General features: G+C 65.1%; 13 protein-coding genes. 7 read left to right on the forward strand and 6 right to left on the reverse strand.

The window, feature by feature from the left end; all coding sequences use genetic code 11:
* Positions 1-287: hemerythrin domain-containing protein (locus WA805_RS19115; protein WP_425243013.1), on the reverse strand; the 287-nt coding region annotated here is incomplete at its 3' end.
* Positions 288-317: 30 nt separating this feature from the next.
* Positions 318-1,112, reverse strand: coding sequence for a hypothetical protein (locus WA805_RS19120; protein WP_422290821.1), 795 nt, complete (start codon positions 1,110-1,112; stop codon positions 318-320).
* Between the two features lie 176 nt (positions 1,113-1,288).
* Here WA805_RS19120 and WA805_RS19125 point away from each other — a divergent pair, with 176 nt between their 5' ends.
* A complete protein-coding gene (locus WA805_RS19125) occupies positions 1,289-2,440 on the forward strand; it encodes an OmpA family protein (protein ID WP_424563590.1) in 1,152 nt (383 codons plus the stop codon).
* Positions 2,441-2,442: 2 nt separating this feature from the next.
* Here the strand turns inward: WA805_RS19125 and WA805_RS19130 are convergent, their stop codons facing one another.
* The 3 genes from WA805_RS19130 to WA805_RS19140 form a co-directional block, all read right to left on the reverse strand.
* Entirely contained in the window at positions 2,443-3,552 is a 1,110-nt protein-coding gene (locus WA805_RS19130) for a hypothetical protein (protein WP_422290818.1), read from the reverse strand.
* 110 nt (positions 3,553-3,662) lie between these two features.
* The gene (locus WA805_RS19135) at positions 3,663-4,541 is read right to left on the reverse strand and encodes a hypothetical protein (RefSeq protein ID WP_422290817.1); all 879 of its coding nucleotides are present in this window, start codon (positions 4,539-4,541) and stop codon (positions 3,663-3,665) included.
* 66 nt (positions 4,542-4,607) lie between these two features.
* Positions 4,608-5,225, reverse strand: a complete 618-nt coding sequence (locus WA805_RS19140; protein ID WP_422281382.1) for a hypothetical protein — start codon at positions 5,223-5,225, stop codon at positions 4,608-4,610.
* 384 nt (positions 5,226-5,609) lie between these two features.
* Between WA805_RS19140 and WA805_RS19145 the strand changes: the two genes are divergently transcribed.
* The 3 genes from WA805_RS19145 to WA805_RS19155 all read left to right on the forward strand — a co-directional run bounded on the left by WA805_RS19145 (position 5,610) and on the right by WA805_RS19155 (position 9,296).
* Complete coding sequence (locus WA805_RS19145) at positions 5,610-6,602, forward strand: hypothetical protein (protein WP_422281380.1); 993 nt, start codon at positions 5,610-5,612, stop codon at positions 6,600-6,602.
* A gap of 43 nt (positions 6,603-6,645) precedes the next feature.
* Positions 6,646-8,061, forward strand: coding sequence for a hypothetical protein (locus tag WA805_RS19150; protein WP_422281378.1), 1,416 nt, complete (start codon positions 6,646-6,648; stop codon positions 8,059-8,061).
* A gap of 143 nt (positions 8,062-8,204) precedes the next feature.
* A complete protein-coding gene (locus WA805_RS19155; protein ID WP_425243014.1) occupies positions 8,205-9,296 on the forward strand; it encodes an MFS transporter in 1,092 nt (363 codons plus the stop codon).
* Positions 9,297-9,335: 39 nt separating this feature from the next.
* Here the strand turns inward: WA805_RS19155 and WA805_RS19160 are convergent, their stop codons facing one another.
* On the reverse strand, positions 9,336-10,286 hold the full coding sequence (locus tag WA805_RS19160) for a hypothetical protein (RefSeq protein WP_425243015.1): 951 nt from the start codon (positions 10,284-10,286) through the stop codon (positions 9,336-9,338).
* Positions 10,287-10,706: 420 nt separating this feature from the next.
* Between WA805_RS19160 and WA805_RS19165 the strand changes: the two genes are divergently transcribed.
* The 3 genes from WA805_RS19165 to WA805_RS19175 all read left to right on the forward strand — a co-directional run.
* Positions 10,707-11,651: a metal ABC transporter solute-binding protein, Zn/Mn family gene (locus WA805_RS19165; RefSeq protein WP_422338766.1), complete on the forward strand. Its 945-nt coding sequence runs from the start codon at positions 10,707-10,709 to the stop codon at positions 11,649-11,651.
* Entirely contained in the window at positions 11,648-12,484 is an 837-nt protein-coding gene (locus WA805_RS19170; RefSeq protein ID WP_422285548.1) for a metal ABC transporter ATP-binding protein, read from the forward strand. The genes WA805_RS19165 and WA805_RS19170 overlap by 4 nt, the downstream gene beginning before the upstream one ends.
* A gap of 11 nt (positions 12,485-12,495) precedes the next feature.
* Positions 12,496-13,135: metal ABC transporter permease (locus tag WA805_RS19175; protein ID WP_425243016.1), on the forward strand; the 640-nt coding region annotated here is incomplete at its 3' end.

Below are 13,135 nucleotides of genomic sequence, written 5' to 3' on the forward strand. Positions count from 1 at the left end.
GAGTGCCGCGCGGCTTCCGCGACCGCGTCCCTGATCTCGTTGTGGTCGTGAATGGCGTCCAGGGTCTCGCCTTCCACCCCCGCCTTCCGCCGCGCGGCGATGCCGACTTTCAGCAGCTCGGGGTAGAAGATCGCCTCCTCCGCCGCCGCGTGCACCTCGAGGAAGGCTGCCAGCCGTCCCCAGACCGCGGACAGTGGCTCGGTGTCAGACCGGTCGATCTGCTCGATGATCGCGAACAGCCGACGCTGCTCGTGATGATCGTCAAGGATCAGCTGGGTGATGTCCACCGAGTCATGCTACGCCGACGGCGCGGGTCGCTAGCCTGGCAACCTCCTGCGGAGGGAGGCATGCGATTGGCCGCTTTCCAGCAATTCGATGGCTAGGGCCACGGTTTCCTGGACGAGCCGCTCTTCACCGGCGAGCACGCTCGCCCGGGTCCGCACCAGACCAAGCCAGGATTCGGTAGCCACCGTCGCCGCTTCGAGATCGCCCTGCTCGATCCGGACTGCGGCCCGATGGGCGGCCCGGGTCCGTTGCCAGCGCCACCGGGCCGCGAACAGCGACGAGGACTCCATCCGGGCCATAAGCACGGCGGCGGCGCTTGCCAGGCCGAGAATGAGCACGCTGACCAGAGTGCCGAACAGGACGTTCTGATGACTGAAGCCGCGCAGCGCGGCTAGTAGCAGCCCGAGCAGGACGCCCCCGATGCCAGCCGTGACGCACACGCCCCGTCGGCGCTCCCGGGTGGCCAGCGCGGCAACCCAGGAACCGGCGAGCCACACCCCTGCTGCCGCGAGCGCGGGCAATACCGCCCTGACCGGGCCAAGCACCACGCTCAGCTCGATGGCGTCGAGCAGTGTCAGCCCCACGCCCACGAGGGTCAGGGTGAGCAGTCCCGCGGCGAGGCCGATGGTGCGAACGCGACGGGGATCAAGCCGGTGCCGTAGTTCCTCGTAGCCGAGACGGGCTGCCTGCGCGGCATCGAACGCCTGGCTGGCGCACGCCGCGGAACTGCGTGCCAGAGCCCGGCAATGGCTGGCTTCGGCTTGCAGGCTAACTGCCTCCGGGTGCCCGGTAAGCAACTCGCCTATGACCTGTGCCGACGTTCGCATGTGACCAGGAAGCACGGCGCTTCTGCTCCTTCCTCACAGCCTCACTAGAGAAGAGGGACCGGGCCGGGCCGACTGACATAAGTGTCAGGGCACGCCGTTGCCAGTCCTCTTGACTTTTAACGGGGGTGGACGTCCTGCACCCCTGGATCGGGGATCAGACGGGGAGGACGAAAGAAGTGCGGAAGATCATCCAGCGCGTCGGCACCGCTGGCCTGGCCTTCGCCCTGGCCGGCTGCGGCCTGCTGGGCGCGCCGGGCACTGCGACAGCCCCCGCGGCCGGACCATCGGTTTCGATTACCCAGGACGTGCCGCCCTCGGCACTGATCGCGGTGCTGGGTAGCGCGGCTTCCGGGCCTGCCATCTCCACTCTGGTGAACGCCACGGCCCGCTCCAGCGAAGAGCTCACCGTGCTGCAGGCGGGGGCGCCGGCGAAGATCGTCCTCAGCTCCGCGTCTCCGGCACCGACCACGGTGGTGGTGCCGGGGAAGCCGACTGACCCGCGCGGAGACCAGACCTCCTACCAAGCGGCGCAGTACGCCAACCGGCTCAAGCACTGGCGCGGGGAGGTCACCATGGGCAGAAATGCCGAGGCCACTCAGGTGCGCGACTCACTAGCGACGTGGCTGCGTGGCCTCAGCCTCCCGGCCAAGATCAGCCAGCTGGCTGACCCCCCTGGTCCGACGGCCAGCTTGGCCGCCGAGAGCGCGACCGCCGCCAGTGCCCTGGCCGGTCTTGCGGAGGAACACGGCAACATTTTCGGCAGCCGGCGTGTGGTCCTGCTCTATACAGACGACCTGGCCACTCGGCCGCCCGCGGGCGAGCTGGCAGGAGACACGGTCTTCGTGATTACCAGGTCACTGCCGAGCGCGGCGGCGGCCAGCGCAGCTCAGGTGAACCTGCTGGCGGCTGGCGCGGCACAGGCCGCGGTGGTCGGTCCTGAAGTGACCGGCCCGCAACTCGCCGCGCTGGTCTCCGCCGGCCTCGGTCAAGGCGGGATCCACGAGTCCTCGTCAGCACCGGTGCTGTTCGCCAACGACAGCGCAATCCTGAGCCCGAGTGCGGTCGCCCAGCTGACCTCGCTCCTGCCGCAACTGCGTGAGGCGGGTGTTACCGCGGTGATCAACGGCTTCGCGTCGACACCAGGGACGGCCCTTGCGAACTACACGTTGTCCTACGACCGTGCGGCTATGGTTGCTTCTTTCTTCGAGTCACATGGCGTACCGGCGTCCGCGCAGATCATCGTCGGACACGGCACCAGCGACCTAATCGCCGCGGGCAGCTCGGGCGCCAACCGCCGGGTGACCGTCGTCATCGAGCGTCCGTCTTGATGTCACTCCCCCAGGATTTCAGCGAGGTACACCGCCCCCGGCACTGGCATCCGGGAGACCAGCACTGCTGCGGCCCGCCCGTAATCGCCGGCAGCCTCCCAGTCGAGACGACACCGCTCCCAGGCGACCCTGCCGAGCGCCGCCCAGTCTGCTGGGGTCGACCGTGGTGCGATCCCCTCGGGCGCACGCTCCGCACGCAGCGCGGCATCCGCCCACCGCAGCGCCCGCTGGATTCTGTGCGCCTTGGCGCTGCGAACCGGTCGCTCGGGATCGTCGACGACCTCGATCCATGTCTCCTCGGAACCGCCGGGTGGGAGGAGCTCCGCCAGCAGCCGAGAGCCAGCTACCTTGAATTCCGCCTCAGCCAGCACACGCCACTGCGACGGGCGCGAGGGGTCGACGAGCCTAACGTGCCAGCGGCCTGCAGCCTGACGGTCAGCGCCTGGTGCCAGCGTTGCCTGCACGATGACGACATCGCTGCCGGCGTCACGGTGAACGCGCAGGTCCGAGTACGGCGTTAGCCCAGGCCGGAACACCTCCGGCGGGGCAAGGCCAGGATCGAGGACCCAGTGCAGGCCGGGCAGGCGGCTCTTCTGCAGGTTCGCAACCTCGGCAGCCACGTCCATTCCCGACTGGCGGAACTTGTGCGACCGGCCGCCGCGCTGTGTGTAACTCGCCCGGCCTGCCTCCGCGAGCGTCCGGGAGCGAAGGCCGGCCTGTTCCGCCAAAACTGCGGCCTCGGCCGCCCACCATGGCGAACTGGCTGGCACCGGACTTGTAGCCCGTGCGGCATCAAGGCGAGCCAAGCTCGACAGTGCCGCACTCAGCCCGGCTGCCGGCGACATGGCCTGCGGTCGCGCACCGTCGGCTTGCCGCGCAAGGTCGCGCAGAGTTCCTGCGGCATGCCTGCCAAACAACTTTGTGACCAGTTCCATGGCGGGTACGGCGGTAGCGTCCACGATCGCCCGGACCAGATGGCCATCGGCGCGGTCGAAGGCCAGCTCCATGCCCGCGACAGGAACGAGCCCGGCCTCGCCGGCAGGGCCGGCTGGCGGACCATCCAGGATCACCTCGCCGGTCTCAGGCACGTAGCTCGGCGTGAGGTCGCGCATGACTACAACTTCACATCGGCGGAGGGTTTTTGGCCAGCTCATTATGGTCTCGATGTCCTGTGTCGACCGACGGCGTTGTGGTCTGCGGCAGGTGCGGGAAGTACCGCTAGTCACGACACCGGGAACAGCTGGCGGACTGACTGCCTGAGGGCGACTGCCCACTTCGCCCGGTCAACGCCGGCCGGCGCGGCCGTGCCGAGCGCCCAGGGCAGCAGCATCTGCCAGAGCGCCCCGATGTGCCGCTGCAGCTTCTGGCTCGCCAGGCCCTGCGCGATCCGTGCGGCGGCCGCACCCCGTCGCGCCCGCCGGACGATCCCGAGTGAGTGTGACAGCGTGAACGACCGGGTTCGAGCCAGCACTACCGATCCGCAGAGCACCAGCCCCGCGGAGATCGCGGTCAGCATGGCGGACTGGAGCAGCGCGACGGGCGCGGACTCGCCGGCCACCGTGGTCAGGAACTGGGTGCGCAGCCCTAGCAGCATGAGGTAGGCGACCCCGACGACGGCGGCGAGCAGACTGCGCTGGCGCGGGTGCCCGCTGGTGAGCTCGAAGCCAACCATTGCGCCGACTGACGCGACGACGAGGATGCAGGTAACCAGCCAGGTCCCGCCTGAGTCCAGGCCGAACGCCTGAGCCGCCCAGTTGAGCGGAACCGCGTCCAAGACGACGAGCGCTACGACTAGAGCCAAGCCGATCGTGCATCCGAAGATCCGGTGACCGGCTACGTCGTGCCTCGTCTGCAGGGTGGCATAGCGCTGTTCGGCGATCTGCAGCATCTGCTCGGCTTCTCGCGTCCGCGCCTCCAGCTCCTGGAAGTGAATGTGAGCGCGGACAGTCTCCTTGAGCTCTCCCTCGATCTCAGGATGGTCTTGGAGCCAGCGCTCAAGCGCCGCATTGGCCTCAGCCTGGAGGATCGGGTCGGCGTGCCTATTATCCCGGGCGTTTCCTGATCCAGGTTCTGCGCGTTCGATGGACGGGTCGACGACCATTGGAGCCCCTCCTCAAGGTTGTACCTGACAAAAAGGAGTCGGCTAGATCGCCAACCTGACAGTGGCTCAGGAGCGAAGTTCGTCGAGGCTAATCACGGTCTTGAGCAAGTCACGTATGTCACTGCGAGCCCGCGTGAGCCGCTGGTGGATATTGCCCATAGCGACGCGTCGCTCCGCGAACCATTCGGGATAGGCGGCACGCAAGGCCAAGTTGAGGTCTACCTCTCTGAAATCTCCTGTGACGATGGCAAGCAGCATCCCCTCCGCCGTGGTCATGATGACGTCGCGGTACCGGCCTGGTTCAGGCGAGCGGCCTGGCACGCTGCCAGTCAGTCCCACGCGCTGCTTGGCGAGGCGGTCGTGCCAATTTCTAGCCACCATGTTGGTGTGGGTTACCTCGTCGAACAGTGGTGGAGACGGTTCGCCGCCAAGCCCCCGTCCCGAAGCGTCAACTAGGGCTCCCGCATCGTCCACGGCGACGGCCCCCAGGTGGCCGCGCAATCGATAGATGCTGCGTATTAGTACTTTACAAAAGTACTTTCTAAGATCCTCGATACGCTGTGGCTGGCTAATTTTAGCCAGGAGGTAGAACGTTTCCTGCAGAGCATCTTCCGCCATGTCGGGATCGCCCGCCCGCACCCGCGCGAGCTTCTTGACCTGCGGATCTTCCCTGATTAGCGTCAACTGGTCAAGGTAGTTGGACCGATCGGCGGCGGAGATCGAGGGACTAAGCAAGTCGCACCCCCAGTCAGGTACTGGGCTAACGATTCGAGCTCCAGGCCCCCTTGCCGGAGACTCTATTGTCGAGCCCCGGGCCTCGGCGCCAGAGACTCTACTATTCTCTACCAAATCTTGGTAGACTCTACCGTTAATCAACGTTCACCTATATAGTCTCACAATAAGGATTGTGGTGCTACAGTATTTTCAGATTCCTGGCGTATCGCGGTGTGCTTAGCCGCATGTAGCCTGGCGTGCTTACGAGGGGGTGAGATACTCATGCAACCCGCGCCTCCTGCAGCCCTGCAGCTTGCCTCGCGACTCAAGCAACTCAGGCAGCACCAGTCAGGATTGACCCAGGCTGAGCTGGCAGCGGCCTTCGCTAAAGAGGGAAAGCTGGCCCCCGTCACGGTCTCGTCGTGGGAGAGCCTCAAGTCGCCGAAGCTCCCGCCTGTGGAGCGCTTGCGGGCTTACGCGCGGTTTTTCGCGACACCCCGATCAGTCGAGGGACAACCGAAGCTGCTTCCATTTAATGATCTTACCCAGGACGAGAAAAAGGAATGCGAGAAACTTGAGGCAGAACTGCTCCGGCTCAGAAGTGCGGCCAGCGGCGAGTCACCTGGGGATCAGTCAACATTCAACCGATCTTGGCTCTTCCGCGATGGCGCCCGAGTGACCTTCGTTTGCGCGCAGCTTCCCAGCAGCGTAATTGGCCCGTTCGGAGATCCGGAAAATCCTAATTACACGAAACTACAGACGTACGCCGACGTCGATTCCCTGACTGAGTTGTTCGGCCACATACGGGCCGAGAATCCCATGGCAGAGGTGCACTTCAGGACCCCTCCCGACGTGGTGCCCGACGACCTTACTGGGCACCTCGTTCTCCTCGGTGGCGTGGTCTGGAACGAGATAACCGGAAGGCTATTCGAGATGGCCAATCTCCCGATAAGCCAAGTAAAGGACCCGCCACTCGAATCCGGCGAGATCTTTGTCGCGAACATCGATGGCAAAGCGCGTCAGTTCTGGCCGAAGTGGGCGGACGAGAGCGAGAAAGTGCTCGCAGAGGACGTCGGGCTGCTCGTACGAGTACCGAATCCGCTGAACGCGAACCGCACGCTGACGATATGCAGCGGCATCCACAGCCGGGGCGTCTACGGTGCCGTACGGAGCCTTACGGACAAAGAGTTGCGCGATGGTAATGAAAGATATATTTCCGAGAATTTCGGAGATGCCGAGTCGTTCGGGGTACTGATGACAGTCAAGGTGATCAAGAATCAGACGATGACGCCGGACTTCAACGGCCGTGACGTCGTCCTCTACAAGTGGGCAGGGGACGCCGCATGATCAGCGTCGGCCTCGCCCGCCCAGCCGACGGACGGTCATACTGATGAACCGGTACGTAGCAGGCATCAGACAGTACGGCACGCACCGTTCGCTTACCGGACAGCGCGTGCCGAGAAGGCCCCGGACCGGCCCATTGGGCCTGGACGCGATTATCGTCCCGGGGACCCGGCCCGCGGCTTATCTCGACCACGCCGTCACCCTGGCCCGAGCCGCGAAGTGCTCGCTGGTCATCCTGTGCAGTCATTACCTCGACGGCCGCGAGGTGAAGGAATACCTCGACGCTCGGTCGTTCAGCGGGGCCATTGTTATACAACTTCCAGCAGGATATGCGCACCCGCTATTCGACTTCCGTGGATTGCTCGCCATCAAGGACCAGTTGCCTCCTGCGTGCGGTAGCCACGTCACCGATCTCAGCATGAAGCGCAACGTTGGCCTGGTGCTGGCCAAGATGTTGGGCTGGCGGCGGGTCTTCTTTCTTGATGACGACATAAGAGATATCTCTTATCCGGACCTGCAGCGCACTGTCGATATGCTCCGCTCCTTCTCGGCGGCTGGCATGTGGATCACCGATTTTCCAGACAACTCAATTGTCTGCCATGCTAACCGCGTGACGGGCGGTTCCCAGGATGTTTTCGTGAGCGGTGCCGCCCTGGCCGTGGACTGCCAAGGTGATATCGACTTCTTCCCCGATATCTACAACGAGGATTGGCTCTTCTTTTTTGATGCGGCATCAAAAGGCGAGCTTGGAAACTCGTACTTGAACGCTACGCAACTGTACTACTATCCGTTCGCCAATGCGGAGCGAGCCGCCTGGCAAGAATTCGGTGACGCCCTCGCGGAAGGGCTCTACGCTCTACTGCACCTTCGCCGAGACGTTGGACAAGCGACGAGCGAATACTGGGGAAAGTTCCTCGAAGCGCGACGGAATTTCCTTGAAACCGCGCTCTCCCGGGTGAAGCAAGCCCCTCCCGACATGCAAGACGAGATCACCGCATCGCTCCAGTCAGCACTGAAGAGCTTGAGCGATATCACCCCTGACTTGTGCGCACGGTACGTCGAGGCTTGGCGTCAGGACCTAAAGAGCTGGAAGCAACGGTGGGCCGGGATTCGTAAGATGCCATCCGTGGATGCAGCGCTACTAGAGCTGGGACTCGAGACAACGCCAGCCCACAACCTTAAAAGGATCCTGCATCCTCAGGATAGAGCTATGCTACTCCGCACGTCTGGGCAGGTCGCCATCCCTAAATTCGACACCCTGAGTGAGATGGCGGACCGTTACAGTGCGCAGCGCCTCGATTCGCCCGTCCATGACGAAAAGCGAATCGCCCTAGCCCGTGACCACACGCAGCACCGTCGACAGAGCCAGGTGGACGAGGTGATAGCCGTCGTACACATGACCGTCCTTTATTGTCAGCTCCGCGTAATACGCATATTTTCGCTGAGGAGGCTGAGCACGTAGCCTTAGCGACCGACCGGACAGAACCGCGCCGGCTCGTGTGGGCTGGATACGCGGAGCGGAGTGGCTGACCTGATCGGTACCGCGCGGTGACAGACGCCGCCAGGTCACGGGCGACGCGTCCGATGCAGGCTCTTCTCGTCTACGTGTGCGCGCTGGTCCTGGTCGACACCATCTTCTTTTCTGCGCTCACGCCGCTGCTGCCCTACTACACGCACGTCGCCCACCTTTCCAAGGCGGAAGTCGGGATCCTGGTCGCGAGCTATCCGCTCGGCACGCTGGTCGGCGCGCTTCCCGGCGGCCTGCTCACGGCGCGGCTGGGCTCAAGGAAAGTGGTGCTGGCCGGCCTGAGCCTCATGAGCCTCGCGACGCTAGTCTTCGGCTGGGATTCTGTCGGGGGCGTCCTCGACGCCGCCCGCTTCGTCCAGGGCTTCGGCGGAGCCTGTACCTGGGCCGCTGGCCTCACCTGGCTGACTACCGAGGCCCCGGAGGACGCCCGCGGGACTGTGCTGGGCACAGCCGTCGGCGCCGCGGTGGGCGGAGCCCTGCTAGGCCCGGTGGTGGGAGCGATGGCCGACGAAATCGGAACAGGGCCTGCGTTCATCACTGCTGCGGTTGCCGGAGTCGTGCTAATGATCGCGGCGTTCCTGGTGCCGCGTCCGCGCGGATCCCAGCCGCAAGGGCTGCGGGAGATGTGGGCGGCGCTCCACAACGGGGATGTGGCTACCGGCTTGCGGGTAATCACACTGGCGGGGATGGCGTTCGGCGTGCTGAACGTGCTGGCGCCGCTTCGCCTCGCTGACCTCGGCGCCACCGGCCTGCTTATCGCGGGGACCTTCCTTGGGGCGTCCGCGGTTGAAGGGGTGCTCTCCTGGTTGGCCGGCCGGGCAGCGGATCGCTGGGGTCCGGACCGCCCAATCCGGCTGTCAATCGTGGCGGGAACCGTCCTATGCCTGCTAGCCCCCACAGTGGGTTTGGTACGTGTGCTGGTCCTCGTTCTCATCGTGGGAATGCCTGCTTTCGGCACGCTGTACGCGCCAGCCATGAAGTTGGTGAGTGACGGCGCAGAAAAGCTGGGACTCAACTTGGGCCTGGCGTTCGGCATGAGTAACCTTGCGTGGGCCGCCGGCCAGGCCATCGCATCGGCGGGAAGCGGTGTGCTGGCACAGGTCACGTCGGACCTGGTTCCCTACCTCTTGCTCGCGGCCGCGTGCCTGGTGACGGTGACCACTTTCTAGCCCAGGAAGCCACGATCGGCGGATGTTCCGGATGAATGGTCAACCGCCGTTGGCGGGACCTACCGGGCTCCGGAACGCTGCTATCGAATGGAATTCCCGGTAATCGTCGGCGCTCCAGACGCGGTCGCGTTTGCGCTCGTTTGCTTGCTGTACTAGGCGGTAATTCGCTTGCTCAGTTTCCAGGGACTCGAACTCATCGCCTGGGTACCGTATTCCCTCGATCCACCAGCGCTGACCTGCGGTGGTTATCGATTTCATGTAGTCATTAAGCTCTGTGCCGAATACGTGGTAGAAGTTCTGCTGGCCGATTTCCGTGTCATAAACTAGATCGCCATGCCGCTCAATGGGAAATCCACCGGTATCCCCGGCCGCTAGTTTCTCCGACCACTCAGGCTGTATCTCCACTAGATCCCCTGTCGCAGACAGGCACAGGATGATCTCGCCCCGCGGCGACGTGAGCTCGCTGAGCTGGCGAAAGTAATCCCGTCTGAGGTCCTCCCCGGGAACATGCCCCAGGCTGCCGTAAAGGCAAGTGGTGAGCAGGTAGTGGTCTCCGTCGTTCGCGGCCAGTGCCAACTCGCGCATTACGTCTGGAGGCTCGTTCTCGCAGCCATGAACGAAGACGACCGTAACGCTGACATCGGGTTGCCGCTTCCGCACAGCGCCGGCGATGTAGCCCTGGGCGGATCCCGTCTCCCATCTGACCGGCCTCGTGGGCTCGTACCCTACCGCGCGCAACCTCTCCTGCGCTATCCGAAGGCCAACCGACGATACGTCATAGGCGACGAGACGCAACTCCTGGTGTGCTGACCGCAGGTACTGACGCGCCTGGCCTTCGATCCAGTCATTGATGACACGCCCGGTGCCGTAGCCAAAATCGAAAAGACTGATTCGATGAGCGAATGGGAATGTGACGACAGCACGCTGCATTGCATTACTGAGAGCATCACGTTCGGCAGTGAGAACAGGGACAGAACGGTCGTCGTACAAACCGGCCGAGTATCGCTCATCGTAGATCGACCGCTGCGATAGGTTCGCACTGTTACAGGCTGACTCAGTGACCACAAATTACCTTCCCCGACCCGCAAACCACTCCAGCCGCCGCGGCCCGCAACCAATTGCTATTTCGTCGCATACCCCCGGTCCCTGCGCTGAATCCTGTGTGCGGGCATAGAAAAACAACTGATTCAATTAGCGCAGGTCATTAACGGTCATCAAAGCGTATTAGGGCTTTTCCTCATTTCCGTTGCGCGGCGACGCGGGTGACAGGAGGGCTCGGGCGGCCAGCGCCGGGCGGTCCCGGGGCCAGCAGTACCCAAGCGCCCCGAACGACTTGCGCCGCCTTAATGAAAACGATTACCATAACGATGTTCACTTGCACCTGCCCACGTCAACCGGGAGTACATCGGCATGCGAACCCGCTCCGTCGCCCGCACCGCCGCGCTGTGGCTTGCAGCAGCAGCGGCGACAGCCCTGCTGGCGACCGCCTGCTCCTCCGCCACCGCGGCCGGCAACACAGGCAGCAGCGCCAGCATCCAGGCCATCGGCGCCGAGAACGAGTACGCGAACGTGATCCAGCAGATCGGCGGCAAGTACGTCCAGGTCACGGCCATCATGAGCAATCCGAACACCGACCCGCACACGTTCGAGGCAAGCCCGGCGGTCGCCAGGGAAATCAGCAACGCCAGCCTTATCGTGCAGAACGGCGTCGGCTACGACACCTGGGCCAGCGACATCGAGAAGGCCGTCCCGGCCAGCAGCCGCAAGATCGTCGACGTGCAGCAACTGCTCGGCCTGCCGGACAGCACGCCCAACCCGCACCTGTGGTACAACCCCACGACCATGCCGAAGGTCGCGACCGCCATCGCCAATGACCTCGCCGCCATCCAGCCGGCCCACGCAAGTTACTTCAAGGCCAACGCCGCTAAGTTCACCCAGAGCCTGAGCGCCTGGACCCAGGCCATCGCAGCCTTCAAGGCCGCGCACCCCGGCACCCCGGTCGCGACCACCGAGCCGGTAGCCGACTACATGCTGCAAGCCGCGGGCGCCGACAACATGACGCCCTGGGCGTTCCAGGCCGACATCATGAACGGCACCGACCCCTCGCCGCAGAACGTGGCCGCAGAAAAAGCCCTGTTCACCCAGCACAAGGTCAAGGTGTTCCTGTACAACCAGCAGGTCACCGACACCCTGACCGACTCGTTCATCGACCTCGCGCACGCGAACGGCGTGCCGGTGGTCGGCGTGTACGAGACCATGCCGACTCCCGGCTACGACTACCAGACCTGGATGACCGCCGAGGTCAACGCCCTGGACAAGGCCGTGACCGCCAAGGTTTCAACGGAGCATCTGTGACAGACAACGACCTGCTGCGCCTGGAGAACATAGGCGTCAGACTCGGCGGCCGCCAGATCCTCAGCGGCGTCTCGTTCGCGGTGGCGCCCGGCCAGTTCACCGGCCTGATCGGCCCGAACGGCGCCGGCAAGACCACCCTGCTCCGCGTCATCCTCGGCCTCACCCCGCCGACCGAGGGCCGCGTGCTACTGAACGGCAGCCCCAAGACGCGGCACGGCGGAGGCCTCATCGGGTACGTGCCGCAGAAGCTGGCGATCGACCAGGACATGCCGCTGCGCGCCAGGGACGTCGTCGGGCTCGGCATCGACGGGAACAAGCTCGGCTTCCCGCTGCCCTCGGCGAGCCGCAGGCAAAGGATCACCGAGGCGCTCGAGGCGGTCGGCGCGGAGAGGTACGCCGACGCGCGGATCGGCGAGCTGTCCGGCGGCGAGCAGCAGCGCGTGCTGATCGCGCAGGCGCTGATCGGACGGCCGAAGCTGCTGCTGCTCGACGAGCCGCTAGCCAACCTTGACCTGAGGAGCGAGCAGGGCATCGTCTCCGTCCTCGCCAGGCTCGCCCATGAACAAGGGATCGCGGTACTGATCTCCGCGCATGACCTGAACCCGCTGCTGCGGGAGATCGACACCGTCGTCTACGTCGCCGCGGGCCGGGCGGCCGCCGGGCGCACCGACGAGATCATCCAGTCCGACGTGCTCAGCGCCCTGTACGGCAGCCGCGTGGACGTGCTGCACGTGAACGGCCGGGTGCTGGTGATCGCGGGCGACGAACAGCAAGAGGTCCAGGCGCACCACCCGGCGGAAACCGGCGTCGTCGTCGGCATGGACAGGACCTGAGAGACGCGCCGGTGGGCCACTTCTTCAGCTACATCGTCGAGCCGGGGCTGCTGAGCAACGGCGCGGTGCGCACGGCGTTCCTCGTCGGCACTGTCGTCGCCGTTACCTCCGGTGTGGTCGGGGTGCTCACCGTTATCCGCGGCCAGTCGTTCGCCGGGCACTCTCTCGCCGACGTGGCCACTACCGGCGGCGCCGGCGCGTTCCTCATCGGCGTCAACCAGTTCTGGGGGTTCCTGATCGCGGGAGTCGCGGGGGCGGCGATCATGGAGCTGATCGGCGTGCAGCGCCGCCGCGGGCGTGACGTCGCGACCGGGGTGGTGCTCGGCGCCGCGCTCGGCGCGGCGGCCCTGTTCCTGTACCTCGGCACGCAGACGAGCACCACGACCGGGGCGTCGTTCACGATCCTGTTCGGCTCGATGTTCGTGATCAGCCCCGATACGGTCCCTGCGCTGATCGCGTCCGGGGTGCTAGCGCTCGCGGTGGTCGCGGTGCTGTCCCGGGTCCTGCTGCTCACCTCGCTGAGCCCGGAGCTGGCGGCGGCCCGCGGCGTGCCGGTGCGCGCCGTGGGCATCGCGTACCTCGCCGCGCTCGCCGTGGCGGTGTCGCTGTCCGCGGTGGTCATCGGCGCGGTGCTCAGCACCGCGCTGCTGA

Origin of the sequence: Trebonia sp. (assembly GCF_049794275.1) — a bacterium.
Lineage (GTDB): Bacteria > Actinomycetota > Actinomycetes > Streptosporangiales > Streptosporangiaceae > Trebonia.

What these genes read in the sequence shown, in the direction of transcription:
- WA805_RS19150 (WP_422281378.1), top strand. Translation starts at nt 6,646, where the DNA reads ATGAACCGGTACGTAGCAGGCATCAGACAGTACGGCACGCACCGTTCG.
- WA805_RS19130 (WP_422290818.1), bottom strand. Translation starts at nt 3,552, where the DNA reads ATGCGCGACCTCACGCCGAGCTACGTGCCTGAGACCGGCGAGGTGATC.
- WA805_RS19120 (WP_422290821.1), bottom strand. Translation starts at nt 1,112, where the DNA reads ATGCGAACGTCGGCACAGGTCATAGGCGAGTTGCTTACCGGGCACCCG.
- WA805_RS19165 (WP_422338766.1), top strand. Translation starts at nt 10,707, where the DNA reads ATGCGAACCCGCTCCGTCGCCCGCACCGCCGCGCTGTGGCTTGCAGCA.
- WA805_RS19135 (WP_422290817.1), bottom strand. Translation starts at nt 4,541, where the DNA reads ATGGTCGTCGACCCGTCCATCGAACGCGCAGAACCTGGATCAGGAAAC.